The organism is Stenotrophomonas sp. TWI1409, from assembly GCF_039673015.1.
GTDB lineage: Bacteria > Pseudomonadota > Gammaproteobacteria > Xanthomonadales > Xanthomonadaceae > Stenotrophomonas > Stenotrophomonas maltophilia_A.
Window position 1 is genome coordinate 48,573 of record NZ_JBDJKU010000001.1, and the last position, 24,443, is coordinate 73,015.

Consider the following 24,443-nt stretch of genomic DNA (forward strand, 5'->3'; position numbering starts at 1 on the left):
GGTCAGCCCACTTCGGGCAAGCCGGGCAACAGCTTGTCCAGGGTGATGGGATAGTTGCGCACGCGCACACCGGTGGCGTTGTAGACCGCATTGGCGATCGCGGCTCCGACACCACAGATGCCCAGCTCACCGACGCCCTTGGCCTTCATCGGCGAGATCACCGGGTCCAGCGTGTCGAGGAAGACCACTTCCTGGTGCGGAATGTCGGCGTGTACGGGAACCTCGTAGCCCGCAAGGTCGTGGTTGACGAACAAACCAAGCCGTTTGTCGACCACCAGTTCCTCCATCAGGGTCGCGCCTGCGCCCATCACCATCCCGCCGATGACCTGGCTGCGTGCGGACAGTGGGTTGAGGATCCGGCCGCCATCGCATACGGCAAGCATCCTGCGGATGCGCGTCTCTCCCGTGTAGGCATGCACGGCGACCTCGCAGAAATGCGCTGCATAGGTGCCGACGTCGTAGCCCTGCTTGAAGTTGCCGAAGGCAATGCCGTCCTCTGCCGACAGTGTGCCCGCTTCGACCAGGTCGATGGTCCGCCCACCCGCCTGGATACGGCCATTGGCGAAGTTTGCGGTATCGCCGTCGAAGCCCAGTTTCTCGCCCACCTTGCGGCGCAGGCTGACGCACGCCGCGTACACGCCTGCGGTGGAGCTTGCCGCGCCCCACTGGCCACCGGAGCCGGCGGAGGCGGGATGGCGGGAGTCGCCAAGCGTCACCTGGACCCGGTCCAGCGGCACGCCCATGGTCTCGGCCGCCGTCTGCGCGATGATCGTGTAGGAGCCGGTGCCGATGTCGGTCATGTCGGTTTCCACGATCACCCCACCCTGGCCGTCAAGACGAACCCGTGCCGCCGACTTCATCGTCGGTGCGCCGCGATAGCCCGCGGACACGCCCGTGCCGACCAGCCAGTGCCCTTCCCTTACCTGCGCCGGTCTGGCGTTGCGCTTGTTCCAGTTGAAGCGTTCCGCGCCCTCGCGCAGGCAGCGCACCAAGTTGCGGTCGGAGAACTTCTTGGACGGATCGCCGGGTACGACCTCGGGCTCGTTGAGGATGCGGAACGCGATCGGGTCGAGGCCCAGCTTCTCGGCCATTTCGTCCATCGCCACTTCCAGCGCCATGTGGCCCGGCGCCTCGCCCGGCGCGCGCATCGCATTGCCTTCGGGCATGTCGAGCGTGGCGATGTAGTTGGCCACCAGGCGGTTGGCGCCTGCATAGAGCTTGGGCGTCTGCAGGGTGCCGTTCTCGCCGTCCTCGCCGTTGATATTGCCCGACCAGTTCTCATGGGCGATGGCGGAGATCCTGCCGTCTTTCGCGCAACCGATCCGGACGCGTTGGATGGTCGCGTGCCGGTGCGTGGTGTTGTTGGGCATCAACGGGCGTTGCAGCGCGATCTTCACCGGCCGCCCGACCTGCTTAGCGGCCAGTGCGGCGAGCACTGCATCGGCGCGGATGAACAGCTTGCCGCCGAAGCCGCCGCCGATATAGGGCGAGTCCACACGCACCTTGTCGGGATCGATGCCGAGGATCGCCGCCATGCCCTGCCTGGCCCAGTCGATCATCTGGTTCGAGGTCCACAGGGTGAGCGTGTCCCCTTCCCATGCGGCGATGGTGGCGTGCGGCTCCATCATGGAATGACTTTCGTCGGCTGTGTGGTAGGTCTCGTCGAGCTTGACCGCCGCGCTCGCGTAGGCGGTGTCGAAATCACCCAGCGTCTGCCGGTCGGGCTTGCCACCGCGCCCCTTGGCCAGCGGCGCGGACGGCGCCAGCGCTGGGAAATCGAAGCGCCCCTTGCTGCGCTCGTAGCGGGTGCGGATCAACGCCGCAGCGGCGCGGGCCTGCTCGAAGGTCTCGGCCACCACGCAGGCAATGGCCTGGTGGTAATGGGCGACCTCGGGCCCGCCGAACAGTGGCGCATTGTTCCAGTTGGATGTGCCGACCGGTTTGGTCTCCGGTGCGGTGATCACCGCCAGTACGCCGGGGGCGGCACGTGCGCGGGAGGCATCCATCGAAATGATGCGCCCCTTGCCGATGCCCGCGCCGACGATGTAGCCGTAGACCTGGTTTGGCGCGACGTCATGACGCTCGTAGGCATAGGGGGCGGTGCCGGTGGTCTTGCGTGGGCCATCAATGCGTGGCGTCGACTTGCCGACCACCTTGGCCTTGTCGAACAGGTTGTCGCCGGCGGGGGCGTTGAATTCGAGGGGCATCAGCGCTCTCCTTCGGCCAGAACGGCTGCGAGGGTGCGCTCGGCAAGCGCGATCTTGAACGCGTTCTCCTGCGTTGGACGGGCACCGGCGAACACCTGCCGGGTCGCGGCCTTGACGCTGTCGCGCAGCAGCGGTTCGGCTGCTTCGATGCGCCACGGCTTCGGTGCGACCCCGCCAAACGCGAACCGCGCCGAGCCGTCACGCTGCACGACCGCGGCGACCGACACCAGTGCGAACGCATAGGACGCGCGGTCACGTACCTTGTGGTACACGTGCCGGCCGCCCAGCGGTTCCGGCAGCGTGACGTGGGTGATCAGCTCACCGCGCTGCAGCACGTTGTCCTGCTGTGGCGTGTCGCCCGGGGAACGATGGAAATCGGCAATCGGAATGCTGCGCGTGCTGCCATCGCCCTTGACGGTCTGGATCGAGGCGTCCAGCACACGCAAGGCCACCGCCATGTCGCCCGGATAGGTCGCGATGCAACTGTCCGAGGTGCCGATCACGCCCATCTGCCGGGAGAACCCTTCGAGCGCGCCGCAGCCTGATCCGGGCAGGCGCTTGTTGCAGGGCAGATGGGGGTCGTAGAAGTACGGGCAGCGGGTGCGCTGCAGCAGGTTGCCGCCGGTGGTGGCCTTGTTGCGCAGCTGACCGGACGCGCCTGCCACGATCGCGCGGGTCAGCACACCGTAGTCGCGGCGCACGCGCTCATGCGAGGCCAGCGCGGTATTGGTGACCAGCGTGCCGATGCGCAGGCCGCCGTCGTCTGTAGTTTCGATCCTGTCCAGGCCGATGTCCTGTACATCGACCAGGTGCGCGGGTGTCTCGACCTCCAGCTTCATCAGGTCGAGCAGGTTGGTTCCTCCCGCCAGGAACTTCGCGCCCTCGGTGCCGGCGACGGCCTTGGCGGCCTCGGCAGGAGACTTCGCGCGCTCGTAACTGAAGACTTTCATGAGCGCTCCCTTCCAGAGGTAGCGCCAGCGACCTCTTGCATCGCCTCGGCAATGTTGGAATACGCGCCGCAGCGGCAGAGGTTGCCGCTCATGCGTTCGCGCATCTCCATGTTGGTGGCCTGGGGCCGTGCGCTGACATCGGCCTGCGCATGGCTGGGGACGCCGCGCTTGATCTCGTCCAGTACCGCCACCGCCGAACAGATCTGCCCCGGCGTGCAGTACCCGCACTGGTAGCCGTCATGCTTGATGAAGGCGGCCTGCATCGGATGCAGGTCATCAGGGGTTCCGAGGCCTTCGATGGTAGTGATGGTATGGCCCTGGTGCTGCACCGCCAGGCTGAGGCAGGCATTGATGCGCTCGCCGTTGACCAGCACGGTACAGGCACCGCATTGACCGTGGTCGCAGCCCTTCTTGGTGCCGGTCAGTTTCAGATGTTCGCGCAGGGCGTCGAGCAGCGTGGTCCGCGTGTCCAGCTCGAGCTCACGATGCGTGCCGTTGACGGTCAACGCCACCGTGCTGATGACCGGCGGCCTGGGCGGTGGGGACGCCGCCAGTTCGGCGGCAAACGATGATGCCCCCGGTGCGGCGGACATCGCCATGGTCGTGGCGCCGCCGGCGATCACCTGGCGACGCGTCAACTTCACTCCTTCGTCCCAACTTGGCACAGTGACCTCCTGGCGTTCGGGGAAACCCCGTGGCTGGATGGACGCGCTCAGACTACCCAAGGGGCACTATGCCCGCTTGGGCAGTACAGATCTGTGAAGCCTGTCCAGGGTGTGCCGGCATCGTCGGCCGAGCCTACTGGCAGGTCATCTTCAACGCCGCCTCTGGCAAACGTGCGCCACTGACACTGATCTTCGCCACCCGCTCACTGATGCGTGCCAGTTCGGCTCCATCCAACACCAAATCCACCGCGCCCAGATTCTCATCCAGTACTCATAGCCCTGCCGATACAGGTCGAACGGAAGCTTGGCGATCTGCTCGTCGCTGAGGTTGGCACCGCCGGAGTACAACACTTCGCCGCCGGCGGATTCCTGCGCACGGGCCTGTGAAGCCTGCTGCAGCCGCTGCTGGAGAGTATCCAGCTGCGAGTCGGCATAGCCATTGCGGCGCACGCGATCCGCCATGCCGTGAATGTCTTCAATGCGGTGCGACGGCATGTCGACGCTGCGGGGCTGACCGCCGCTGCCGCCCTGGTGCGTGGCAGGCGGCTTGAATGACCATCCGTCGACATGGGAGGCCCACCTTCACTTTCACAAACAGCTAACAAACAGAAGCATAGCTTGATCGGCCCGAAGGAAGGCGCTCCATGACTCCACATCCCACGGGCGATCTGGGCGACGAGTCGCAGCAATTTGGACTTCTGGTCAATTCCGTCACTGATTACGCGATCTACATGCTCGACCCTCGCGGGGTCATCCGCACCTGGAACCCCGGCGGAGAGCGCATCAAGGGCTATCGAAAGGATGAGGTGGTCGGCACCAACTACGCCAGGTTCTATACGCCCGAAGATATTGCGACCGACGTTCCCGCACGCAACCTGGCCATCGCCGCGAATGAAGGCCGCTACGCGGGCGAAGGCTGGCGGCTTCGAAAGGACGGCTCACGCTTTCATGCCAGCGTAGTCATCGACCCGGTAAGGGTGGATGGCGTACTCGTCGGCTTCGCGAAGATCACGCGGGATGTAACCGAGCGCTACCTTGCCCAGGAGCAGCTGAGAAGTGCACAACATGAGCTGTTGCAGGCGCAGAAGATGGAGGCCATCGGCAAGCTGACACTGGGCCTTGCCCATGACTTCAACAACCTGCTCAGCGTCGTCACCAACTGCCTGGATCTGATCTCCGCGCAGCCTCATGGCGAGGTGTCTGACAAGTACATCCGCACGGCCCTGAGATCGGTAGAGCGAGGCGCGCTGCTGACTCGGCAGTTGCTGACGTTTGGGCGTGGCCATGAACTGGCTCCGGAACGTTTCGATGCCGGCAAGGCGATACGTGACATGCACGACATGCTGCAACGTTCCGCCGGCGATGCGGTTGCAGTCGAGCTCGACGTTGCGGGTGATCTTCCGTCCGTCAACCTCGACCGTGGCCAGCTGGATTCCGCCATCCTCAATCTGCTGTGCAATAGCCGTGACGCAATGCCAAGCGGCGGATGCATCAAGATTACAGTGCGTTTACAGACAGAACGTCATCCTGATGACCCACACCAGGAACCGGGCAGGTTCCTCTGCATAACCGTGGCAGACAACGGCGAAGGGATTGCGCCGGACGATCAGGCACGAATATTCGAGCCTTTTTTCACCACGAAAACCGTCGGACGCGGCAGCGGGTTGGGACTCAGCCAGGTCTTCGGCTTCACCAGCCAATCGGGCGGTTTCATCCGCGTAGACAGCACGCCTGGCTCAGGAACCTCTGTCGCCCTCTACTACCCTGTCGCCGAGTAGCCAATGCCTCTTTCAGTACTATTTGTCGACGACGAGGATGATCTTCGCGAGATCGTTGTGGATGCACTTGCCGCCCAGGGCTTCGCGGTGACCACCGCCCGCAATGGCGTCGAAGCGATCCAATGCCTGCGCGGCAGCGCTCGGTTCTCTATTGTCGTGACTGATTACAGCATGCCAGAAGGCGTGTCTGGCCTGGATGTGGCCTCGGAAGCCGCCGCCGTCCAACCCGACGCCCGTATCCTGCTGGCATCGGGCTATAGCCGCTCGCAGCTGCCTGTATTGCCGGACAACGTCCAGTTCCTTTCCAAGCCCTATCGCTTCACGCAGCTGATTGCTGCGATCAAGAGCCAGTTCTGAACTGCGGCTCCCGGTTGTACAGGTGGGAGCAGAGAAAAGGCGACTCAAGCGGCGATGGCGTAGGGCTCTACAAGCCCCGCCAGGAGATCCATGGCGTTTGAGTTGACATTGCCGGCATCGCCTCGCCGATTGAAGCGGGTCCAGTCGGCGTGTGCCAACCGCCGCAGTTCCTGCGGCTCAACAGGCAGCCACCTCATCGGCCAGAAGGGTAAGCGGCGTTGTCCCACCCTGCCCCGTTGCAGCTCAACGATGCCATTGTGGCTGCTGGCGCCCAGCACACGTGAGTACGCTACCGACAGTCCGTCCTCCGGCCCCTCCAGATACTGCAGGAAGCGCTCGCCATCGAACAGGAGCACGCCGGTAACCCCGGCATTGCGATTGAAGCGGGCTGCGTCGTCCACGATCCAGTCCAGCTTGCCGCTGGGCAAGCCCAGCCTGTCGCCCGCGATGCCCTTGCCGGCACCGCTTGCATATACCACCGCCCTGATGGGCATTGTGCACCTCCTTGATGAGACACGACCCTAGCAGGAAGGGGCGTGTGTCAATGTGAGGTGTCGAAGAAATACACAACAGTTCAGTTTCGCATGACGCTGAATATGGGCCGTCATCACAAGATGGAGGCGATGCGCAGTGCACCATGCGCGAAATCTCCAGGTATGCCGCAATGCCCGATACAGGCTTCTTCTACGTTCTCGACCTCGACGCTGCCCGCGACGAGCAGGGCCATCTGGAACATGTGAATGCGATCAGCATTCGATGCAACCGGTGCCGGCACATCACCCATCTGAAGGTGCCTCAACTGGAAGGCATGCCTGGAGGGACGCTCCTTGCCTGCGCAGGCTGTGGTGAGCGGCAGGCTGTCAGCAACGCGCGCCTGGTCGAATGCGATCACGTGCTGGGACATGCGCCACCCGCGTCGCTGCAGGCCTGAGCTGCGCCACGTTCTGCGGCCACCCGGACACGCACGGCATCGCTGATGCCACGATGGAACATCTTGGCGTAGGGGCAGACGCGTTCGGTGTTGCGCACCAGTTCGCAGGCCAGGTTCGCATCCATGCCGGGAAGATGGACCACGACCTCGGCAGACAGCAGGTACAGCCCATCTGCCGGATCACGGGCGAAGGTGACCGCCACTTCGACGCTGGGGTTGTGCAGCAGCAGGCCGGCACGCGCGGCCACCAGGACCATGGCGCCGTGGAAGCAACCGGCGTAGCTTGCGGCCAATAGCTGCTCGGGATTCGATCCGCCGCCAGGCCCACCGAGTTCCGGCGGCATGCGCAGGTCCACCGCCAGTGCACCGTCGTCCGATCGCACCACGCCGGACGCGCGCCCGTGCTGGGCCTGGCCACCGCTCACCCGCACGCGGCCGGTGTACAGCGGCTGCACGTCGTCGCCCTGGTAGCGGTCCAGCATGGCGGGCGAAGGTGGCTTCAGCTCGATCATTGGCAGGCAATCGATTCGCTGCTCAGGCGGGCTGCCGCTGCAACAGGCCGGACAGCTGCAGCCAGGCGTCGAAGCCGACCTGCCCCAGCCACGCCTGCCCCACCGGCAGCAGCGTATCGATCTGCAGCGGCGCGCCGAAGTACAGGGCCTCGGCGTCTGCCACGACCTGCCGCGGGTCGCCGGTCCGCTGCAGATACTGCCTGGCCAGATCCGCCATCGCGACGCGCTGGGGGCCCGCAATTTCTACGACGCCATTGCGGGGTGGCTGCTGCGCGATGCGTGCCACCGCTTCGGCAACATCCTCGGCGGCAATCGGCTGAACGTCGGCGGCCGGCAGCCGCAGGGTCGCCCCCTCGCCGGCGGACTGGATGATGCCCGGCAGGAACTCGAAGAACTGCGTGGAATGGATGATGGTGTACGGCAGGCCCGAATCGCGGATCAGGCGCTCCTGGGCGATCTTGCCGCGGAAGTAGCCGCTGGCCGCAAGCTTGTCGGTGCCTACGACGGAAAGCGCAACGTGGTGGCGTACGCCGGCACGGGCGGCGGCGGTCAGGACGTTGTGGCCAGCGGTCTCGAAGAACGAAAGCACTGCCGCATCTTCGAACGAGGGCGAGTTGGCGAGGTCCACCACCACGTCGACGCCTTCCATGGCGGCGTCCAGGCCTTCGCCGGTCAGTACATCCACGCCGGTGGAGGGCGCTGCCACCACGATGTCATGCCCGGCGGTGCGCAGGCGCTCCACCACCTTGCTGCCGATGCGGCCGGTACCACCGATGACGAGGAATTTCATGACGTGTCTCCTGGAATGTAGAAGGGGCGACCGGCTGTGGCCGGGCATGCTGGAATCGTAGGCAGCGTGGGCGCGGGGCAGTAGGTCCGCGCTGGGGCGCGCACTGTTGCCCGGCACGCACCAATGCATCAGGCCCAGGCGGGCTGTGCCTCTGGCTTCATGGACGTGGCCTGTTGGCGCGCTTCCCAATGCGAGATCACATCCAGCTCGAGCGCGCGCACCCGCTGCGTGCTGAAGTCGATGAAGGCCCGCACGCGCTTGGGAAGCTGGCGGCGGCTGAGGTAGCACAGATAGTGGCCGCGATCGAGCGGCGCATGCCGATCCAGGCAGGTCACCACCCTGCCCGCCCACAGCGCTTCACGTATCTGATAGCTGGGCAGCTGGGCGATGCCCAGCCCGTCGATGACGGCCTGCAGGGCCAGGTCGGCATCGTTGAACACCAGTGCGGCCGGCGGCTGCAGGTGCACATCGGTGCCGTCGACCCGGAATTCCCAGGGCTGCATGCGCCCACCCGGCAGGCGCCGCCCGATGCAGGCATGCGTGGACAGCGCATCCACCGACGACGGTAGACCATGCGCCTGCACGTACGCCGGTGACGCGCACACCACCAGCTGCATCGGCACCAGCTGCTTGGCGATCACCTGGCTGTCTTCCAGCAGGCCGTCGCGGAACGCCACATCGATGCGGTCACCAGCCAGGTCGGGGGCCTGCTCGTCCAGCAGCAGTTCTACCGAGACCTGCGGGTACTCGGCGCGGAAGGCGGCCAGCAAGGGGGCGATCACCCGCCGGCCGAAGCCGTGGCTGGCACTGATGCGCAGGTGCCCGCGCGGCGGGCCCTCGCGCAGGTCGCGCATTTCCTCCAGCGCCTGCAGGATGCAGTTCACGCCCGGGTTGCAGCCCTCCAGGAACAGCTCGCCTTCACGGGTCAGCGTGGTCGAGCGCGTGGTGCGCAGGAACAACCGCACGCCCAGCTGGCTTTCCAGCTTCTGCACGCTGCGGCTGACGGCCGAACGGCCGATGCCAAGGCGGTCGGCCGCGCGCGCGAAACTGCCCTCGGCCGCCACTGCGATGAAGGCCAGCACGCCGGCGTAGCTGGTGGAGAAGGATGCATTGAGCGCATCGTGGCCGTCGCTGGCCGGGCTGGGCTGTGCGGTGTTCATGGGCGGCCTGGCTCCAGGCGGGCACGGTGCGCGTGCAGGTGGTTCCGCGCCAGCGCGAGGCGTTGCCTGCACGCGGAAAGGTCGAGCCCCAGCAGGGGCACGATGTCCTCGAACCCGGCGCCCAGTACGTCGTGCAGCAACAGCACCGCACGTGCATCGGGCGGCAATTCGCGCAGTGCGGCCAGGAAGGTCTGCCAGACCTGTTCGCTGGCAGGGCGGAATGCGGTGCGCAGGTGCGATGCGGTGTCCATGCCCGGCAGACGGCCGAGCATCGGCCGCTGTGACAGGCCATTGGTGTTTTTCATGCAACAGCATGCGGCCCGGCCCCGGCCTACCGGTAGTGCGAGCGCAGGCCTAGCCTCGCTGTGTCCTTCACTCGCTACAGGAACACGCCATGACCGCACGTCTGGATTACGCCGCGCAATCCCCCGAACTGTTCAAGAAGCTCGGCCTGTACTCGCATGCCGCCCATACCGCCTCGATCGAAGCGGCCATCATCGATCTGGTCAACATCCGTGCATCGCAGCTCAACGGCTGCGGCTTCTGCCTGGACATGCACGTGAAGGAGGCCACCCTGCGCGGCGAGCGCCCACTGCGCCTGCATCACCTGGCGGCATGGCGTGAATCGACGCTGTTCAGCCCGCGCGAGCGCGCCTGCCTGGCCTGGACCGAGGTGCTGACCCAGCTGCCGGCGCAGGGTGTGCCCGACGAACTGTACACGCGCGTGCGCGGCCAGCTGTCCGAGCAGGAGATCGTCGACCTGACCCATGCGGTGATGGCGATCAACGCCTGGAACCGCGCCAACGTCGCCTTCCGTACTACGCCCGGCACCCTGGACGCGGCCTTTGGCCTGGACAAGGCCGACCTGGCCTGATCGTTCCGCCGCTGCCCCATGCAGCGGCCCTCCCCTACCGCACTGGAGACCTGCCATGCGTCGTTCTGTTCTGGCCCTGCTTGCGCTGCTGCCACTGTGCAGCGCTGCCGCCACCCCGCCCCCTGCTGCGCCCGAGCCCCTGGTGCACGAGGTGATGACCCGGGCCCTGCCGGAGCAGCCCGGCAAGGAAGCGCTGATCCTTACCGTGGAATACCCGCCGGGTGGCGCCGATCCGGTGCACCGCCACGATGCCCATGGCTTCGTCTACGTCCTGGAAGGACGGATCGTGATGGGCGTGGCCGGCGGCAAGGAAGTCACCCTCGGCCCGGGCGAGGCCTTCCATGAAGGCCCGGCCGATCTGCACACCGTAGGTCGCAACGCCAGCGCTACCGAGCCGGCGAAGTTCGTGGTGTTCCTGATCAAGGACATCGGCAAGCCGGCGGTTCTGCCGCCGCACTGATCGCACGTCCGGCGCTGGCACCAACGACAGGTCCCCGGGTGTCACAATCCGGGGACCTGTCCCGTCTACGCTGGCATGGACGATTCCACTGCGCTGTTTTCCCGCCTCCGCCCGCGCCTGTTCGGCGTGGCCTACCGCATGCTCGGGTCTTCGCACGAAGCCGAGGACGTGGTGCAGGACGTCTGGCTGCGCTGGCATGGCGCCGACCAGTCACGGATCGAGAATCCCGAAGCCTGGCTGGTCGCCACCACCACCCGTCGCGCCATTGATGGCCTGCGCCTGGCACGGCATACGCGCGAACACTATGTCGGCATGTGGTTGCCCGAGCCGCTGCTGACCGATGACACCAGCACCCCTGAATATGTACTGGAAACCGCCAGCGATCTGTCGCTCGCCTTCCTCAGCGTGCTGGAACGGTTGGCACCGGATGCGCGTGCGGCCTTCCTGCTGCACGATGTGTTCGATCAGGACTACGCGGTGGTCGCGCGCACCCTGGACAAGACAGAAGCCGCCTGCCGGCAGATCGTGCATCGCGCACGCCTGCAGCTCAGGCAGGAGCGCCCGCGCTACAACGTCCCGCAGGACGTGCACCAGAAACTGCTGCGCCGCTTCGCCGAGGCCGCATCCAGTGGCGACTTCCGCACGATGAAGGCGCTGATGGCCGAGTCGGCCGAGCTGGTGGGTGACGGCGGCGGCATCGTCACCAGCTTCCCCAAACCGATGGTCGGGGGCGCACGCATTGCCCAACTGCTGTATGCCCCGCACCTGCGGCGCAGCGCGCAACTGCGGATGGTGCCGGCCATGCTCAACGGACGGCTGGGACTGCTGCGCTATTTCGATGGCGAGCTGGAAGCGGCGATGGCCTTCGAGACCGATGGCGAACGGATCACGCAGATCCTGGTGCAGCGCAACCCGTACAAGCTGCAGCGGCTGGCACTGCCCACCTCCATCCAGTAGATCCCGCGCCCCGCGTGGACGGCATCCATTGTCGACCTCATCCTTGCGGGATTCGACCGGGGCGCCGATGCGCCCCGATCGTGAACGTCTGCCTGCGCAGCGGCGGCAGGATCCGATCAGAAGTCCCAGAACACCGGCACCCAGCGGAAGGTCTCGCCCTCCAGCGACACCCGGCCCACTGACGGGAACGGAAGATGCGTGGCCACCAGCATTTCACCGGTGCCTGCCAGTTCCTTCAGCAGGGCGATGCGGACGCGCGCGGATTCCTCCGGGTCATGCTCGAAGCCGTTGTGCCAGTTCGGCTGGTCGAAGCCGACCGCGAACACCGCGTCACCGGCAAAGGTCAGGGCCTGCCCGGCAGACGCCACGCGCACCACGCAGTGGCCTGGGGTATGCCCTCCGGTTCGGCGGGCCGTCACGCCCGGTGCGATCTGCTGTTCATCCTGGAAGGTGTGCACGTAGCTGCTGTACTCGGCCCAGAAGTGCTTGGCCGTGGCGCGCAGCGCATCGGGGAACCCCTGCGGCATGTTGGTGCGGCTGAAGTCCGGCGACTTCCAGAACTCCACCTCTGCCGCGGCCACGTGGATCTTCAGGTCCGGGCGCAGCTGTTTCTTCACGCCTTCAACCAGCAGCCCGCCGACGTGGTCCATGTGCATGTGGGTGATCACCACATCGGTGATTTCGCCCAGGTTGATGCCGGCGGCACCGAGGCGGCGGATCAACTGGCCGGCGCGCGGCAGCTGCAGGTCCGGGTCCATGCCCAGGCCGGCATCGATGAGGATGGTGCGATCACCGCTGTGCACCACCATCACGTTCAATGCCCAGTCGAAGGCATCCTGCGGCAGGTACATCTCTTCGAACCATTCGGCACGGTCGGCGGCTGGTACGTTGTGGCCGAGCATCTGGGTGGGCAACGGCAGGACGCCATCGCTGATCACCAGCACTTCGACGTCGCCCACCTTGAGGGCGTAGCGCGAGGGCACCAGTTCATCGAGGGCGGGGGCAATGGGCGCGGCGGTGTTTTCCAGACTGAACATGAGGGATCTCCACGTAGGGGCATTGGGCGGGCAGCGATGCAAGGCTGGCGCGAACGATTCCGGGCGCTTTCCCACGGCGCAGGGCGTGGCGTTGCCAGGGCACGGATGCCTGGCAGGCCAACGCTGCAGGGTTCATGGGAAGACGGGCCACTGCGCAAGCGGTGGGCCCGGAACACGGCTTGTGCCGTGTGCGATCAGGCTAGGCAGCACACCGTTGCTGCGGTAGGCCCGTGGAGGGGGACGTGATGTTGCATTCCGGGAAGCAATGCGAATCACATACCCAGATCAGACAGCCCCGGATGATCATCGGGGCGGCGCCCCAGCGGCCAGTGGAACTTGCGGTCGCTTTCCTTGATCGGCATGTCGTTGATGCACGAAAAGCGGCGCTGCATCAGGCCATCCGCACCGAATTCCCAGTTCTCGTTTCCATAGGAGCGGAACCAGTTGCCGGAGTCGTCATGCCACTCATAGGCGTAGCGCACGGCAATACGATTGTCGGTGAAGGCCCATAGCTCCTTGATCAGCCGGTACTCAAGTTCTTTGTTCCACTTCCGGGCCAGGAACTGCCGGGCTTCCTCGCGGCCATGGGTGAACTCGGCACGGTTGCGCCACTGGGTGTCCAGCGAATAGGCCAGCGAAACCTTGTCGGCATCGCGGGTGTTCCAGCCATCTTCGGCAAGGCGAACTTTCTCGATGGCCGATTCACGGGTGAACGGCGGAAGTGGCGGGCGGGGTGCTTCAGTGGACACGGTGGGGCCTCCAATCAAATGGATGAACGGGGTGCTTCGACGGATTTTGATGACTCAGGCGTCAGCGCCTGGCCTGCTCCAACAGAACTTCTGCAACATCCCTTGCAGTGTCTGCGGCGGTGTAGTCGCCCATCACGCGCGAGACGGTGATGGCGCCTTCCATGAGAACCAGCAGCTGCCGCGCCAGTGCTTCCGGCTGCTGGATATGCAGTTGCGTGGTGAGTTCCAGCGTGTAATCCAGCAACTTCTGCTTGTGATGTTTGGCGATGTGGCGAATCGGATCGTCGGGGTCGCCGACCTCGCCTGCGGTGTTGATGAAGGCACAGCCGCGATAGCCGTCGGACTGGAACCAGCCCTTGAGCACGGTGAACATGCTCAGGATGCGTGCTTCCGGGGTGTCGGCCTTGTTGCACTCCTGCTGGAACCAGGTGAGCCAGCGCACGTCACGCGCATTCAATGCCGCAGCAGCAACCTGGTCCTTGTTTTCGAAGTGGCGGTAGATGCTCTTCCGGGCAACGCCGGAGGTCTTTACCAGCAGGTCCATGCCGGTGGCGTGGATCCCGTTCTGGTAGATCAGCGCCTCGGCCGTGGCCAGGATCTTCTGCGCGGTGTCGGTGCCGGTCTTGTGCATGGCTGCAAGGTAGAACGAGCGTTCTACCTTGTCAACGGGCAATGGTTGGCGGTTCGTGTGTGCACAACCGTGCAAGACGATCTATCAAGAAATCCGGACAGTTCATCACCCAGGCGCCTGATTGCTGGCGCAAAGTACGCCTCACCACCCACCCATGAGAATTCCCGCATGAACACCTTCGCCCGCACCCTGGCCATTGCCGCCCTCGCCCTCTCGGGCCAGGCCGGCCTGTCCGCGCAGGCCGCCGAATCGGCCAAGCCGGTGGCAGTCACCAGCATCGCGCGCACCGCCAGCTACATCACCACTGCCGATGGCGTGCAGCTCTACTACAAGGACTGGGGCCCGAAGGACGGCCCGGTTGTTACCTTCAGCCACGGCTGGCCGTTGAACTCGGACAGCTGGGAATCGCAGATGATCTTCCTGGCCAACCACGGCTACCGCGTCATCGCCCATGACCGTCGTGGCCACGGCCGTTCCAGCCAGCCGTGGGACGGCAACGACATGGATCACTACGCCGATGACCTGGCCACGGTGATCAACACGCTCGGCCTGCATGACGTGACCTTGGTGGGCTTCTCTACCGGCGGCGGCGAAGTGGCGCGCTACATCGGCCGCCATGGCACCGGCCGGGTGAAAAAGGCGGTGCTGATCAGCTCGGTGCCGCCGTTCATGCTGAAGACCGCCGACAACCCGAACGGCCTGCCGATCGAAGTGTTCGATGGCATCCGCAAGGCACAGATGGAGAACCGCGCCCAGTTGTACAAGGGCATTCCGTCGGGCCCGTTCTATGGCTTCAACCGCCCGGGTGCGAAGGTGTCGCAGGGGCTGATCGATGCGTGGTGGGCGCAGGGCATGCAGGGCGGCCACAAGAACACCTACGATTCGATCGCCGCGTTCTCGGCCACCGATTTCCGCGCGGACCTGAAGAAGTTTGATGTGCCGACGCTGGTCGTTCACGGCGATGACGACCAGATCGTGCCGATCGACATCTCCGGCCGCCAGTCGGCAAAGCTGATCAAGGGCGCCCGGCTGATTGTTTACCCGGGCGCGCCGCACGGCCTGACCGACACCCATAAGGACAAGGTCAACCAGGATCTGCTGAGCTTCCTGCAGGAAAAGTAAGCAACAGGGGCTCCGGCAATGCGCCGGAGCCCGTCCCACATAAGCGTGTTTCTGCCCTGCCGCGTGTCCGTTCCCGGTCAGAGCCGTCGCCGCGTGGATTCGGGCGGTGCAGAATTTCATCCGGGCCCGGCTGCAAGGGCGTGGAAATGGCCATGCCAGAACCTCGGCCCCCGACAATAATCCTCCCCCTCCTTCACACAATAACTCTGCTTTACAGGGAGGGAGCGGGTAAGCTGAAAATACGCGTTCGTGAAAGTGGTCACAGTTAACGGCGGGGAAAGTCAATACCTTCAAGTCCGCTGCAACCTAATTGCTGATAATGCGATTGATTTCCAGGCGGACCATCAATCGGTTGTGACATGGAGGTGGGGATGTGCATGGTCTCTGGCAGCTCTTCAGCAACGCTTGCGGCTCTACTTTTTCTGATGACCACCTGCGGCGCATCCGCGACCCCGTCGGCGAGCGCCAGGGAGGCCCGATCACTGGTACTTGTCACGCTCTCGCCTGCGCAAAGTGCGGTCCTTGCAACTGGACTGCTCAGGGGGTTACTGAGGCCAATCAATGGCTGTGTCTACTTCGTGGACCCAGGTGGCACGGCATATCTTGCAGCATGGCCTCACGATTACTCGCTGGCCATGAAGGGCGGCGTTCCCGTAGGCGTGCAGAGCATCCGATCGGGGAAAATAATGGAATTCGGAACCGCCGCATCATTCGGAGGGGGGCATGGAAGTGAACTGCTCCGTTCGAGTCTTGCTGCGTCTATTCCGGCTGCCTGTACGGGCCCACTCATGACGATTCATTTGATGCGTCAGGCAAAGGAGCAGCCATGATTAGTCTGCGCACGAAGCTATCCATGCGTGCCCTGACATTGTCCGCCCTCGGTGCGTTCGCATTCTCCCTGCACGGCCAGCCGATAACTGGCAACCCCACGGCACACACCTACTCGCGAACGTTCAATGTATCTGAGGCCGAAGCAAAATACAGGTCGATGAAATCGATCTCTGCGGCAGGTCTGGAAGCCAGGATTCAGGCATCTGAGCCGGATACGTTTGGTGGCTTGTACGTTGAGCATGAGCCAGAATTCAAGATCGTAGTGCTGTTCACGAATAGGCCGAAAGAGACCTTGGCAAAGTACACGCAGGATCCTGTATTTACCGGCCGCACTTCCGCTCAATCGCTCGAGATGCTCTTGGCGACCCAAGCCGAGGCAGAGGCCCAGCTTCTCGCAAAGAAGGTTGGGTTCGAGTCGGGCGTCGATATCAAGCGGTCCATTGTGACCTTTTACGTGAAGGACGAAGCGGCCGCTAGACGCGCACTCCGACCATTGCTGGGCGCTATCGATTTCATGGCGATCAAGCAAGTGAAAGGCTTTACTGTCACTACCGCAATCTCCGGCGGCCATAAGTTGACCGGTACTGCCTTCAGTTGCACTACTGGCTTCAACGTCTTCGACGCAGATCGTGAGCTTGGCGTCCTCACGGCCGGTCACTGTGACAATACGCTGACCTATCAGGGCATTGCCGCGCCTCTCGTTTTCCAGAGCGAGCAGAACGTAGGCGACTACGATGTCCAGTGGCATAAAGAGCCGCCCAGGGGCCCGCGCCACGCGCAGACAAATGAAATCTCCCTGATCAACGGTCCGTCGCAGACGCTCGAAATAACCAGCACACTCCCCTCCAGTTCGACGCATGTGGGGGATGTGATCTGCAAGAGTGGAATTCACGGCCATTACGCTTGCGGGACCATTGAGGATATGAATTCAAGGTCCAATCATAATGGGGGCATAGGCAGGTACATTCGTGCACGCAACCTTTCTCCAGGTCCTCTCAGCGTCGAAGGTGACAGCGGTGGGCCGGTCTTTTCGAACAATGCGGCCCTCGGCGTCATTCACGGCCGGGGCGGTGAAGACACGGGATTTGAGAACGACCTGTTCTACATGCCCATCGAGCGGGTTTCAGCACTTGGTGTTTCCGTATTGACGGAGGCCTTTGAAGTTACCGGCATCGCAGATCGCACTGAAAATTATTTCAGGCCATTTTCCGTTCCGGTTGCGTACAAGGGAGTTCCGAAGTTCCCGATAGAGTTGACGCTGGAGCGCCCCGTGTGCCCGAGCGGGCCCTGCGAACCCGCCACGGAAACGTTGCCGGACAAGATGCCCTCCCCGCTCAACTACACATGGGCCTGCTTCTACCCCATCGTGCTCTACCCGCCTCCCGTCATTCCCCCTCCCCCGTTGACCTGGAGGGAGCGGATTACCTTGAAGGATGCGTCTGGAATCACCGCCGAGCCCGTTGAGTACAACCTGCACTGCAGTGGATGCCCTGATTGTCCATAGCCCGCATCTGTTGATGAGTGCAGTGCTGGAACCACGTGCGTGGATTCTTCGTCAGCCGAGCATGGCTCGGCTCTACATAAGCGCCAGCTCCCTGGCAAGGAACGGCGCCGTCCTGCTGCCTTTGGCGCGAGCCACCTGTTGCGGCGTTCCTTTCGCGACGATGGTGCCCCCTGCCCCGCCAGCTCCGGGGCCTACGTCAATCACCCAGTCCGCCTGTGCAACCGCCCGCATATCGTGCTCGATCATCACCACGGTATTGCCCGCGTCCACCAGCCGCTGCAGTTGCACCAGCAGCCTGTCCGCATCCGATGCATGCAGGCCGGTGGTGGGTTCGTCCAGCACGTACAGCGTGCGCCCGCGTTGGCTGCGCTGCAGCTCGGTGGCCAGCTTGATGCGTTGCGCCTCACCGCCTGAAAGCTCCGTGGCTGGCTGGCCCAGCCGCAGGTAGCCCAGGCCGATTTCCTGCAGCAACTGCAGCGGGCGGGCAATGGCCTCTTCCTCGCTGAAGAACGCATGCGCCTGGTCGACCGTCATCTGCAGGACCTCGGCGATGTTGCGGTCATTCCACTGCACCTTCAGCGTGGCGTCGTTGTAACGGGCGCCATGGCAGGTGGGGCAAGGCGCATAGACGCTGGGCATGAACAGTAGTTCGACGCTGACGAAACCCTCGCCCTCGCAGGTCTCGCACCGGCCCTTGGCCACGTTGAACGAGAAGCGGCCCGCATCGAAACGGCGGCGGCGCGCGGCGGGTGTCGCGGCGAACAGCTTGCGCACGTGATCGAACAGCCCGGTATAGGTGGCCAGGTTGGAGCGTGGCGTGCGGCCGATGGGCTTCTGGTCGACCTGCACCACCCGCTGGATGGCGTCTATGTCGCCTGCCAATGTGCCCCGCGTCGTTTCGATCACGGTCGGCCCGTCGGTGGGAGTGCTGTCGGCGCTGTCGTCCGCAGGCTCATGCCCAAGGTGCAGCAGCAACAGCTCGGGCAGCGCCTGCGCCATCAGGCTGGACTTGCCTGAGCCGGAAATGCCGGTCACGGCCGTCAGCAGCCCCAGCGGCACCTGTGCGTCCACGCCCTGCAGGTTATGGCGGTGGATGCCCTTCAGCTCCAGCCAGCTGTTCGCGTTGCGCTGCCGGCTCGCGGGTGCGGGCGCCTGGTCGAACAGATACTGCGCCGTGCGCGAATCCCGGATGTGGCGGAGGCCGTCGGGCTCGCCACTGTAGAGGACCTGGCCACCGTGCTCGCCCGCCTCTGGCCCAACATCCACCAGCCACTGCGCGCGGCGCATCAGCTCCAGGTCATGTTCAACAACGAACACCGAGTTGCCGCCGTCGCGCAAGCGCTCAAGCGCGTCGTACAGCGCCTGGCTGTCGGCCGGGTGCAGGCCGGCCGAGGGCTCGTCGAGCACGTACAACACACCGAACAGCAGCGAGCTGAGCTGGGTGGCCAGCCGCAGGCGCTGCAGTTCGCCGGCGGACAGGGTTGGCGTGGCGCGATCCAGCGAGAGATACCCCAGGCCCAGGTCACGCAGTTGGCGTACACGCGCCATGACGCCACCTGCCAATCGTTGTGCCGCCAGGCGCTTCTCTTCGGACAGGGCGGAGGTCAGCCGCACGTCGGGGGCGCCCTCATGGGTCGCTTGGCCACTCGCGGCCCTCCGGGCGCGATCGCGGGGTGTCGCGCTCCTGCTGGTGCGAGTGCCCTTGGTGTGCGCGCCGAAATCACCTTGTGCGATGGGCTCCAGCAGCGCCGCCAGCTGATTCAGTGGCAGCCGCATGAACTCGCCGATATCCACGCCAGCAAAGGTGACCGAGAGCGCTTCCGGCCTCAGGCGTTTCCCGTGGCAGGCCGGGCACAGCTTGCCTTCCATGTAGCGCGAAACGCGCTTGCGCATCAGCGCGCTCTGGGTATTGGCAAAGGTGTGCAGCACGTAGCGGCGCGCGCCGGTATAGGTGCCCATGTAGCTGGGCTCCTGCTTGCGCTTCAGTGCGGCGCGGGTCTCGGCGGGCGTGAACCCGGCATAGACCGGCACGGTGGGGGCCTGCTCGGTGAACAGGATCCAGTCCCGGTCCTTCTTCGGCAGCTTCTTCCACGGTATGTCGATGTCGTAGCCGAGCGTGACCAGGATGTCGCGCAGGTTCTGGCCATGCCATGCCGGCGGCCAGGAAGCGATGGCGCGCTCACGGATGCTCAGCGACGGGTCCGGAACCATCAGCGCTTCGGTTACTTCGTAGACATGCCCCAGGCCATGGCAGGTGCTGCAGGCGCCCTGTGGCGTATTGGGCGAAAAGTCCTCGGCGTACAGCATGGGCTGGTTGGCCGGGTACGCACCGGCACGCGAGTACATCATGCGCACCAGGCTGGATAGCGTGGTCACGCTGCCCACCGATGAACGCGCATTGCTGGCGCCGCGCTGCTGCTGCAGGGCCACTGCCGGCGGCAGCCCGTCGATGGCATCCACATCGGGCACGCCCGCCTGGTCGATCAGGCGCCTTGCATAGGGCGCGACGGATTCGAAGTAGCGCCGCTGCGCTTCGGCGAACACGGTACCGAAGGCCAACGATGACTTGCCGGAACCTGATACGCCGGAGAAAACCACCAGTGCGTTACGCGGAATGGAAACGTCGACATTCTTGAGGTTGTGCTCGCGGGCACCACGCACCTTGACGCAACCGCTGGCGGCGGCAGCGCATGACGATTCACCAAAGGGGATGTTGGACATTTCAGCGTTCCTGCATTCGGCGGGCGGGCCGCGCAATGGGCGCGCCCGGTAGGCCATTCTCGCTGCTGCGGAGTGAATGGTGTGAGGGCGCAGGAGGTGGAATGCCACTTTCACCTCCCCTTGCTACGCCGTTGCGCGGCCAAGGGCTAGCGTGAGTCATCTGCACGATAGGAGGCGATCATGCATCCCGATGTACTTGGCTGGATCGCCACGGCGGTCCTGATGGCGACGTTGATCCGGCAGATGGTGAAGCAGTGGCAGTCGCCAAACCCCGAAGCGGTATCGAAGTGGCTGTTCGTGGGCCAGATGACCGCGTCCGCGCTGTTTACGGTGTACAGCGCGATGCTGGGCAGCACCGTCTTCGTGGTCACCAATGCGATGCTGCTGTTGACGGCCGTGGTGGGCCAGGTGATGGCCTGGCGCCGTCGCGGCCGGTGCAACGCTCTCCCGCCCTGCTGATTGTTAACGCGTATTGCCTGAAGGATTGACATCACGTTGCCCCACTCTTGATGGGGCCGCTCACAGCGCACTCCTATGCTGGACCCGCCACCTGACTGGTGGTGATCAACCTGGAGATTCACCATGCAACGTGATCAGAAAGACCTTCCCCACCCGGACCCGGAAGCGCAGAATCCCGATCCTGTCAGTCCACTGCAGGCGAAGCTGCACAACCGCCGCAACCATGACGAAGCGCTGCAGGAAACCTTCCCCGCCAGTGACCCGATCTCTCCCTTTGTTGCTGCACCAACCCCGGAAGAGCAGGCCAAGCGCCTTGGGGAGCGGGTCACGCTGCCAGACCGCCGCACGGATAAGGAGGCCGCGGGAGGTGACGCGTGATCCGGCGCGGTTTTGCCCGTGTGGCGGCCGCAACGGCACGATTGTCCGGCAGCCTGGGCGCATTCGTCGCCGCGCTGGGGGTGATCATCACCTGGGCCGCCAGCGGGCCGGCCTTCCACTTCAATGATACGTGGCAGCTGGTGGTGAATACGGGAACGACCATCGTGACCTTCCTGATGGTGTTCCTGATCCAGCATACGCAGAACGCCGATACGGCCGCGCTGCACATCAAGCTGGATGAGCTGATCCGGGTCAGCAAGGATGCCAACCAGGAGCTGTTGAACCTGGAATCGATGGAGCCCGCTCACCTTGAAGAGATTCGCCAGCGTTACGAGGCGCTGGCGAAGACCGCGGCAGACATCAAGTTCAAGAAAGAGCGTTGCATGCCCTGCGAGGTGGACGCGGCCGCCGAGGCCTGAAAGGCGCCGCGACGACGGCAGACCCGCGTGTGGATGTCCTGGTGCAAGGCACTGCCTGGCAGGGCCTTGCAGGGCTGTTCCGACGGAGGCCATCGACCGGGGACGCAAGCAGTCCCAAGCTGCGATGCCATCCTGAAGCCATGCCGAAGGCCTGCCGGCATTGAAATGCAGCCACACACAGTGACAGGCGCCGCTTCGTGAAGACGGCGCGCAGGCTTTCTGCTGACGTTCCCATGCAGCCTTCACCTGGCCCCTGCTTTGGCGCAACCGGGCGACGCCTACGCTGAGCGCTCCACTCAACGCGGAGCCCACTATGGCTATCAAGACGGCGGAAGACCTGTTCATCCACGAACTCTCGGACATCTACAGCGCCGAGAAGCAGCTGACCAAGGCCCTCCCGCGCCTGGCCCGTGCGGCCGAGAATCCGGATCTGGCGGCGGCGTTCGAAACGCATCTGGAAGAAACCCAGGGCCAGATCGAGCGCATCGACCAGGTAGTGGAGGTGCTTGGGATCCGCCTGAAGCGCATCAAGTGCGCGGCAATGGAAGGTCTGGTAGAGGAAGGTAAGGAAGTGATCGACAGCATCGACAAGGGCCCTGTGCGCGATGCCGCCCTGATCGGTGGCGCACAGAAGGTCGAGCATTACGAAATTGCGTCCTACGGCACCATCGCCGCGCTGGCCAAACAGCTGGGCTACAAGGATGCCCTTCCCTTGCTGCTGGAGACGCTGGAGGAAGAGAAGGCGACCGATGAAAAGCTGACCCTGCTGGCCAAGGGCGGCGGCAATGCCAAGGCCGCGCAGGCTACCTGAGCCGCGTCGAATGCAGCCCGGCCGCCATGGAAGGCGGCCTCAGGGTTCGTACAGCACCTGGTCGTTCGGGCAGAAGAATGTGCGCCGCCGGGTGGTACCCATGTACAGCTTGCTGATCGGGCCACCGCAGACCGGGCAGATCCTGCGCGTGTGTACCTGCCAGTGCTTCTTCAGCTCGAAGCGGCGCTTCCACTCCAGGAAATCGAAGCTGTAGGTGCGTGCCTGCGTGATCAAGGCGGTGAGCTTGCGCGGCGGCAGGTTACCCAGGCGAGTGGTCGGGTGCACGCCTATGCGGAACAGCACCTCGTTCTTGATGATGTTACCGACGCCGGCGAAGATTGTCTGGTCCAGAAGCGCGTCACAGACCAGGACGCCTGGCATTGCCTTCAGCTTGCGCCGGGCCAGCTTCGGATCCCAAGCATCGTTCATCACATCCGCGCGCCAGTCGTAGACGTCGTCCAATGGCTCGCCAATGAGCTTTACGGAACAGGCATAGAAGTTCAGCTCGCCATTGTCGAACCCCAGGGACACTCGCGCCGGGGTTGGCTTCCGTTCGTCGATGCGCCAGCTGCCGAACATCATCAGATGGATGCGCAGGGTCTGATGGCTGAATTCCAACAGAAAGTGCTTGCCCCAGCTGCGAATCGCTTTCACCCTGCGCCTTTGAAGTGGCGACAGATCGATCCGGCTGTTCCCTGAAACGGTGTGGACGAGGTGCCCTTTGAAATGCCTCGCAGCCTCGCACAGCAGGACGATGGATGGTCCCTCAGGCATGCTCTCCCTCCTGCAGCAGGGCCTGCAGGCGCAGGGCGTTGCTGGTGGCGTGGCCCAGCGCGGTATTGTCCAGTACGAACCAGACTGATCGTTGCGTATCCGATTCGAGCTCTAGCTCCCGCGCCAGGCCCGCCAAGGTCTGTTCGCTGTAGGCGCTTCGATAGATCTGCGGCTGGCCGTGCCAGCGCCAATAGCTCCACGTGCGGTCCCCGCCGGGAATCGCAGCTGAGGGTGCCCGTGCCGGGTCCGCTGCAACCCGGGCAACACCATGGTCGCTCAGCAGGGCGTCCGCTTCCATAGTGAACCAACTGGGATGGCGCGGCTCGCAGGCCACATCGACCTGGGTACGTGCGCGCAGACCATGCAGAAATCCCTCCGCCGTCGCCGGTTCGTATGCCAGACTGGGTGGCAACTGGAGCAGCAGCGGACCCAACCTGTCACCCAGTGCCAGCACGCCATCGAGGAACCGCTGCAGCGGTGGCATTGCATCGCGAAGCCGGTGTTCATGGCTGATCGAGCGCGGCATCTTCACTGCGAAGCGGAAATAGTCCGGCACGCTCGCAGCCCACCGTGCATAGGTGCTGGGCAGGTGCGGACGGTAGAACGAGGAGTTGATCTCGACCATGGGCAGGCGGGTGGCGTAGCGCTGAAGAACGCTATTGCCCTGCCCAAAGGCTCCCTGCGCCGACCGGGACAGCGACCAGCCAGCGCAACCGATGCGTAGCGGACCGGGCGGCGACGGAGCTGTGTTCATCGCGCCACCCAGCCGACAGGTTCCAGAGCGCTGCTGGCAACGCCTTCCACATTTGACTGCGTCACCGACAGGAGGCGATCGAGCGCGCTGCTACTTGATGCCAGCGCCGATGCGCTGCGCACGAAGCCTGTCCAGTCGGAGATGGCGATCTTTCCCAGGGCCAGCTCATCCACCCGTACGCAGCACATCCGCCAGTGCGGGAACTGCCGCCGGCCCACCCTCCCCCGGTTGAGTTCGACCATGCCGCTGTGGCTGGTAGATGCCAGGATCCGCTTGTAAGCGCCGTTGACCCCCGCCTCGGGGCCTTCGAGGTACTGCAGGAAACGGGTGCCATCAAACAACAGCGTCCCGGTGACATCGGCGGATTCATTGAACAGCACCGCGTGCATCACAAGCTGCTGCAGCCGTTCCGCAGTCAGGCTGTTGGACGCTTCACTTACGTAGGCAATTGCGCGAAGAGGCATGACACCACCGGTTGTTGCAGACAGCTCTACCTTAGCGACGCGCCTCGTACGCGCAGTGATACCGGTGTGGAGGTTGCGTTGAGTTGTGGCGTGGCCGCTGCGCATCGCGTCTACATGCAACGTGCGCTTCGGATGTGCGCACGCGTGC

Annotated in this window: 28 protein-coding genes; 11 read left to right on the forward strand and 17 right to left on the reverse strand. The window is 64.4% G+C overall.

Features of this window, described 5'->3' with window-relative positions:
* Positions 1-2 precede the first annotated feature (2 nt).
* From paoC to ABE423_RS00265, 4 genes are all read right to left on the reverse strand, one after another.
* On the reverse strand, positions 3-2,207 hold the full coding sequence (gene paoC / locus ABE423_RS00250; protein WP_346484563.1) for an aldehyde oxidoreductase molybdenum-binding subunit PaoC: 2,205 nt from the start codon (positions 2,205-2,207) through the stop codon (positions 3-5).
* Positions 2,207-3,157 carry a xanthine dehydrogenase family protein subunit M gene (locus ABE423_RS00255; RefSeq protein ID WP_346484564.1) on the reverse strand — a complete coding sequence of 317 codons (951 nt, stop codon included), beginning with the start codon at positions 3,155-3,157 and terminating at the stop codon, positions 2,207-2,209. Before ABE423_RS00255 ends, paoC begins: the two co-directional genes overlap by 1 nt.
* A complete protein-coding gene (gene paoA / locus ABE423_RS00260) occupies positions 3,154-3,801 on the reverse strand; it encodes an aldehyde dehydrogenase iron-sulfur subunit PaoA (protein WP_346484565.1) in 648 nt (215 codons plus the stop codon). The genes ABE423_RS00255 and paoA overlap by 4 nt, the downstream gene beginning before the upstream one ends.
* 171 nt (positions 3,802-3,972) lie before the next feature.
* Positions 3,973-4,317, reverse strand: a complete 345-nt coding sequence (locus ABE423_RS00265; RefSeq protein ID WP_260467280.1) for a hypothetical protein — start codon at positions 4,315-4,317, stop codon at positions 3,973-3,975.
* A 149-nt stretch (positions 4,318-4,466) separates the two neighbouring features.
* Here ABE423_RS00265 and ABE423_RS00270 point away from each other — a divergent pair, with 149 nt between their 5' ends.
* Positions 4,467-5,600: an ATP-binding protein gene (locus tag ABE423_RS00270; protein ID WP_346484566.1), complete on the forward strand. Its 1,134-nt coding sequence runs from the start codon at positions 4,467-4,469 to the stop codon at positions 5,598-5,600.
* A 3-nt stretch (positions 5,601-5,603) separates the two neighbouring features.
* A complete protein-coding gene (locus ABE423_RS00275) occupies positions 5,604-5,957 on the forward strand; it encodes a response regulator (RefSeq protein WP_087922597.1) in 354 nt (117 codons plus the stop codon).
* Positions 5,958-6,001: 44 nt separating this feature from the next.
* Here ABE423_RS00275 and ABE423_RS00280 read toward each other — a convergent pair whose 3' ends face one another.
* From ABE423_RS00280 to ABE423_RS00305, 6 genes are all read right to left on the reverse strand, one after another.
* Positions 6,002-6,451, reverse strand: a complete 450-nt coding sequence (locus ABE423_RS00280; RefSeq protein WP_346484567.1) for a BLUF domain-containing protein — start codon at positions 6,449-6,451, stop codon at positions 6,002-6,004.
* Between the two features lie 113 nt (positions 6,452-6,564).
* The gene (locus ABE423_RS00285) at positions 6,565-6,861 is read right to left on the reverse strand and encodes a hypothetical protein (RefSeq protein ID WP_180837066.1); all 297 of its coding nucleotides are present in this window, start codon (positions 6,859-6,861) and stop codon (positions 6,565-6,567) included.
* On the reverse strand, positions 6,846-7,400 hold the full coding sequence (locus ABE423_RS00290) for an Ohr family peroxiredoxin (RefSeq protein ID WP_346484568.1): 555 nt from the start codon (positions 7,398-7,400) through the stop codon (positions 6,846-6,848). Before ABE423_RS00290 ends, ABE423_RS00285 begins: the two co-directional genes overlap by 16 nt.
* Before the next feature lie 22 nt (positions 7,401-7,422).
* Complete coding sequence (locus tag ABE423_RS00295; protein ID WP_346484569.1) at positions 7,423-8,190, reverse strand: SDR family oxidoreductase; 768 nt, start codon at positions 8,188-8,190, stop codon at positions 7,423-7,425.
* A gap of 128 nt (positions 8,191-8,318) precedes the next feature.
* Positions 8,319-9,350, reverse strand: a complete 1,032-nt coding sequence (locus tag ABE423_RS00300; protein WP_346484570.1) for a LysR substrate-binding domain-containing protein — start codon at positions 9,348-9,350, stop codon at positions 8,319-8,321.
* Complete coding sequence (locus ABE423_RS00305) at positions 9,347-9,655, reverse strand: sigma factor-like helix-turn-helix DNA-binding protein (RefSeq protein ID WP_071228235.1); 309 nt, start codon at positions 9,653-9,655, stop codon at positions 9,347-9,349. The genes ABE423_RS00300 and ABE423_RS00305 overlap by 4 nt, the downstream gene beginning before the upstream one ends.
* Positions 9,656-9,744: 89 nt before the next feature.
* Here ABE423_RS00305 and ABE423_RS00310 point away from each other — a divergent pair, with 89 nt between their 5' ends.
* From ABE423_RS00310 to ABE423_RS00320, 3 genes are all read left to right on the forward strand, one after another.
* On the forward strand, positions 9,745-10,224 hold the full coding sequence (locus ABE423_RS00310; RefSeq protein WP_125893223.1) for a carboxymuconolactone decarboxylase family protein: 480 nt from the start codon (positions 9,745-9,747) through the stop codon (positions 10,222-10,224).
* A gap of 55 nt (positions 10,225-10,279) precedes the next feature.
* Positions 10,280-10,684, forward strand: a complete 405-nt coding sequence (locus ABE423_RS00315) for a cupin domain-containing protein (RefSeq protein WP_125893221.1) — start codon at positions 10,280-10,282, stop codon at positions 10,682-10,684.
* Between the two features lie 75 nt (positions 10,685-10,759).
* Positions 10,760-11,641, forward strand: a complete 882-nt coding sequence (locus tag ABE423_RS00320) for an RNA polymerase sigma-70 factor (protein WP_346484571.1) — start codon at positions 10,760-10,762, stop codon at positions 11,639-11,641.
* 116 nt (positions 11,642-11,757) lie between these two features.
* On the opposite strand, the gene ABE423_RS00325 is transcribed toward ABE423_RS00320, so the two are convergent.
* The 3 genes from ABE423_RS00325 to ABE423_RS00335 form a co-directional block, all read right to left on the reverse strand.
* Positions 11,758-12,678 carry an MBL fold metallo-hydrolase gene (locus ABE423_RS00325; RefSeq protein WP_125893217.1) on the reverse strand — a complete coding sequence of 307 codons (921 nt, stop codon included), beginning with the start codon at positions 12,676-12,678 and terminating at the stop codon, positions 11,758-11,760.
* Positions 12,679-12,950: 272 nt separating this feature from the next.
* Positions 12,951-13,427 carry a nuclear transport factor 2 family protein gene (locus ABE423_RS00330; RefSeq protein ID WP_346484572.1) on the reverse strand — a complete coding sequence of 159 codons (477 nt, stop codon included), beginning with the start codon at positions 13,425-13,427 and terminating at the stop codon, positions 12,951-12,953.
* Between the two features lie 61 nt (positions 13,428-13,488).
* Entirely contained in the window at positions 13,489-14,058 is a 570-nt protein-coding gene (locus ABE423_RS00335; RefSeq protein ID WP_346484641.1) for a TetR family transcriptional regulator, read from the reverse strand.
* Between the two features lie 168 nt (positions 14,059-14,226).
* Here ABE423_RS00335 and ABE423_RS00340 point away from each other — a divergent pair, with 168 nt between their 5' ends.
* Positions 14,227-15,180 carry an alpha/beta hydrolase gene (locus ABE423_RS00340; RefSeq protein WP_346484573.1) on the forward strand — a complete coding sequence of 318 codons (954 nt, stop codon included), beginning with the start codon at positions 14,227-14,229 and terminating at the stop codon, positions 15,178-15,180.
* An 826-nt stretch (positions 15,181-16,006) separates the two neighbouring features.
* Positions 16,007-17,515: a S1 family peptidase gene (locus ABE423_RS00345; RefSeq protein WP_346484574.1), complete on the forward strand. Its 1,509-nt coding sequence runs from the start codon at positions 16,007-16,009 to the stop codon at positions 17,513-17,515.
* 72 nt (positions 17,516-17,587) lie between these two features.
* Here ABE423_RS00345 and ABE423_RS00350 read toward each other — a convergent pair whose 3' ends face one another.
* Complete coding sequence (locus tag ABE423_RS00350; RefSeq protein WP_346484575.1) at positions 17,588-20,236, reverse strand: excinuclease ABC subunit UvrA; 2,649 nt, start codon at positions 20,234-20,236, stop codon at positions 17,588-17,590.
* A gap of 177 nt (positions 20,237-20,413) precedes the next feature.
* On the opposite strand from ABE423_RS00350, the gene ABE423_RS00355 reads away from it, so the two are divergent.
* The 4 genes from ABE423_RS00355 to ABE423_RS00370 all read left to right on the forward strand — a co-directional run bounded on the left by ABE423_RS00355 (position 20,414) and on the right by ABE423_RS00370 (position 22,303).
* The gene (locus ABE423_RS00355) at positions 20,414-20,695 is read left to right on the forward strand and encodes a hypothetical protein (protein WP_317216755.1); all 282 of its coding nucleotides are present in this window, start codon (positions 20,414-20,416) and stop codon (positions 20,693-20,695) included.
* A gap of 123 nt (positions 20,696-20,818) precedes the next feature.
* Complete coding sequence (locus tag ABE423_RS00360; RefSeq protein ID WP_049463392.1) at positions 20,819-21,073, forward strand: hypothetical protein; 255 nt, start codon at positions 20,819-20,821, stop codon at positions 21,071-21,073.
* Positions 21,070-21,492, forward strand: coding sequence for a low affinity iron permease family protein (locus tag ABE423_RS00365; RefSeq protein WP_071228246.1), 423 nt, complete (start codon positions 21,070-21,072; stop codon positions 21,490-21,492). Before ABE423_RS00360 ends, ABE423_RS00365 begins: the two co-directional genes overlap by 4 nt.
* Positions 21,493-21,805: 313 nt before the next feature.
* On the forward strand, positions 21,806-22,303 hold the full coding sequence (locus ABE423_RS00370) for a ferritin-like domain-containing protein (RefSeq protein WP_180837072.1): 498 nt from the start codon (positions 21,806-21,808) through the stop codon (positions 22,301-22,303).
* A gap of 39 nt (positions 22,304-22,342) precedes the next feature.
* On the opposite strand, the gene ABE423_RS00375 is transcribed toward ABE423_RS00370, so the two are convergent.
* From ABE423_RS00375 to ABE423_RS00385, 3 genes are read right to left on the reverse strand one after another with little or no spacing between them, the layout of a single operon-like run.
* Positions 22,343-23,077, reverse strand: a complete 735-nt coding sequence (locus ABE423_RS00375; protein ID WP_346484576.1) for a DNA-formamidopyrimidine glycosylase family protein — start codon at positions 23,075-23,077, stop codon at positions 22,343-22,345.
* On the reverse strand, positions 23,070-23,831 hold the full coding sequence (locus ABE423_RS00380; RefSeq protein ID WP_317216615.1) for a DUF72 domain-containing protein: 762 nt from the start codon (positions 23,829-23,831) through the stop codon (positions 23,070-23,072). Before ABE423_RS00380 ends, ABE423_RS00375 begins: the two co-directional genes overlap by 8 nt.
* Positions 23,828-24,295 carry a BLUF domain-containing protein gene (locus tag ABE423_RS00385; protein ID WP_346484642.1) on the reverse strand — a complete coding sequence of 156 codons (468 nt, stop codon included), beginning with the start codon at positions 24,293-24,295 and terminating at the stop codon, positions 23,828-23,830. The genes ABE423_RS00380 and ABE423_RS00385 overlap by 4 nt, the downstream gene beginning before the upstream one ends.
* Positions 24,296-24,443: the final 148 nt, after the last annotated feature.

Excerpts from the sequence above, each read along its gene's own strand:
- paoC (WP_346484563.1), bottom strand. The coding sequence starts at position 2,207 with ATGCCCCTCGAATTCAACGCCCCCGCCGGCGACAACCTGTTCGACAAG.
- ABE423_RS00255 (WP_346484564.1), bottom strand. The coding sequence starts at position 3,157 with ATGAAAGTCTTCAGTTACGAGCGCGCGAAGTCTCCTGCCGAGGCCGCC.
- ABE423_RS00265 (WP_260467280.1), bottom strand. The coding sequence starts at position 4,317 with ATGCCGTCGCACCGCATTGAAGACATTCACGGCATGGCGGATCGCGTG.
- ABE423_RS00270 (WP_346484566.1), top strand. The coding sequence starts at position 4,467 with ATGACTCCACATCCCACGGGCGATCTGGGCGACGAGTCGCAGCAATTT.
- ABE423_RS00275 (WP_087922597.1), top strand. The coding sequence starts at position 5,604 with ATGCCTCTTTCAGTACTATTTGTCGACGACGAGGATGATCTTCGCGAG.
- ABE423_RS00280 (WP_346484567.1), bottom strand. The coding sequence starts at position 6,451 with ATGCCCATCAGGGCGGTGGTATATGCAAGCGGTGCCGGCAAGGGCATC.
- ABE423_RS00285 (WP_180837066.1), bottom strand. The coding sequence starts at position 6,861 with ATGTCCCAGCACGTGATCGCATTCGACCAGGCGCGCGTTGCTGACAGC.
- ABE423_RS00290 (WP_346484568.1), bottom strand. The coding sequence starts at position 7,400 with ATGATCGAGCTGAAGCCACCTTCGCCCGCCATGCTGGACCGCTACCAG.
- ABE423_RS00295 (WP_346484569.1), bottom strand. The coding sequence starts at position 8,190 with ATGAAATTCCTCGTCATCGGTGGTACCGGCCGCATCGGCAGCAAGGTG.
- ABE423_RS00300 (WP_346484570.1), bottom strand. The coding sequence starts at position 9,350 with ATGAACACCGCACAGCCCAGCCCGGCCAGCGACGGCCACGATGCGCTC.
- ABE423_RS00305 (WP_071228235.1), bottom strand. The coding sequence starts at position 9,655 with ATGAAAAACACCAATGGCCTGTCACAGCGGCCGATGCTCGGCCGTCTG.
- ABE423_RS00310 (WP_125893223.1), top strand. The coding sequence starts at position 9,745 with ATGACCGCACGTCTGGATTACGCCGCGCAATCCCCCGAACTGTTCAAG.
- ABE423_RS00315 (WP_125893221.1), top strand. The coding sequence starts at position 10,280 with ATGCGTCGTTCTGTTCTGGCCCTGCTTGCGCTGCTGCCACTGTGCAGC.
- ABE423_RS00320 (WP_346484571.1), top strand. The coding sequence starts at position 10,760 with ATGGACGATTCCACTGCGCTGTTTTCCCGCCTCCGCCCGCGCCTGTTC.
- ABE423_RS00325 (WP_125893217.1), bottom strand. The coding sequence starts at position 12,678 with ATGTTCAGTCTGGAAAACACCGCCGCGCCCATTGCCCCCGCCCTCGAT.
- ABE423_RS00335 (WP_346484641.1), bottom strand. The coding sequence starts at position 14,058 with ATGCACAAGACCGGCACCGACACCGCGCAGAAGATCCTGGCCACGGCC.
- ABE423_RS00340 (WP_346484573.1), top strand. The coding sequence starts at position 14,227 with ATGAACACCTTCGCCCGCACCCTGGCCATTGCCGCCCTCGCCCTCTCG.
- ABE423_RS00345 (WP_346484574.1), top strand. The coding sequence starts at position 16,007 with ATGATTAGTCTGCGCACGAAGCTATCCATGCGTGCCCTGACATTGTCC.
- ABE423_RS00350 (WP_346484575.1), bottom strand. The coding sequence starts at position 20,236 with ATGTCCAACATCCCCTTTGGTGAATCGTCATGCGCTGCCGCCGCCAGC.
- ABE423_RS00360 (WP_049463392.1), top strand. The coding sequence starts at position 20,819 with ATGCAACGTGATCAGAAAGACCTTCCCCACCCGGACCCGGAAGCGCAG.
- ABE423_RS00370 (WP_180837072.1), top strand. The coding sequence starts at position 21,806 with ATGGCTATCAAGACGGCGGAAGACCTGTTCATCCACGAACTCTCGGAC.
- ABE423_RS00375 (WP_346484576.1), bottom strand. The coding sequence starts at position 23,077 with ATGCCTGAGGGACCATCCATCGTCCTGCTGTGCGAGGCTGCGAGGCAT.
- ABE423_RS00380 (WP_317216615.1), bottom strand. The coding sequence starts at position 23,831 with ATGAACACAGCTCCGTCGCCGCCCGGTCCGCTACGCATCGGTTGCGCT.
- ABE423_RS00385 (WP_346484642.1), bottom strand. The coding sequence starts at position 24,295 with ATGCCTCTTCGCGCAATTGCCTACGTAAGTGAAGCGTCCAACAGCCTG.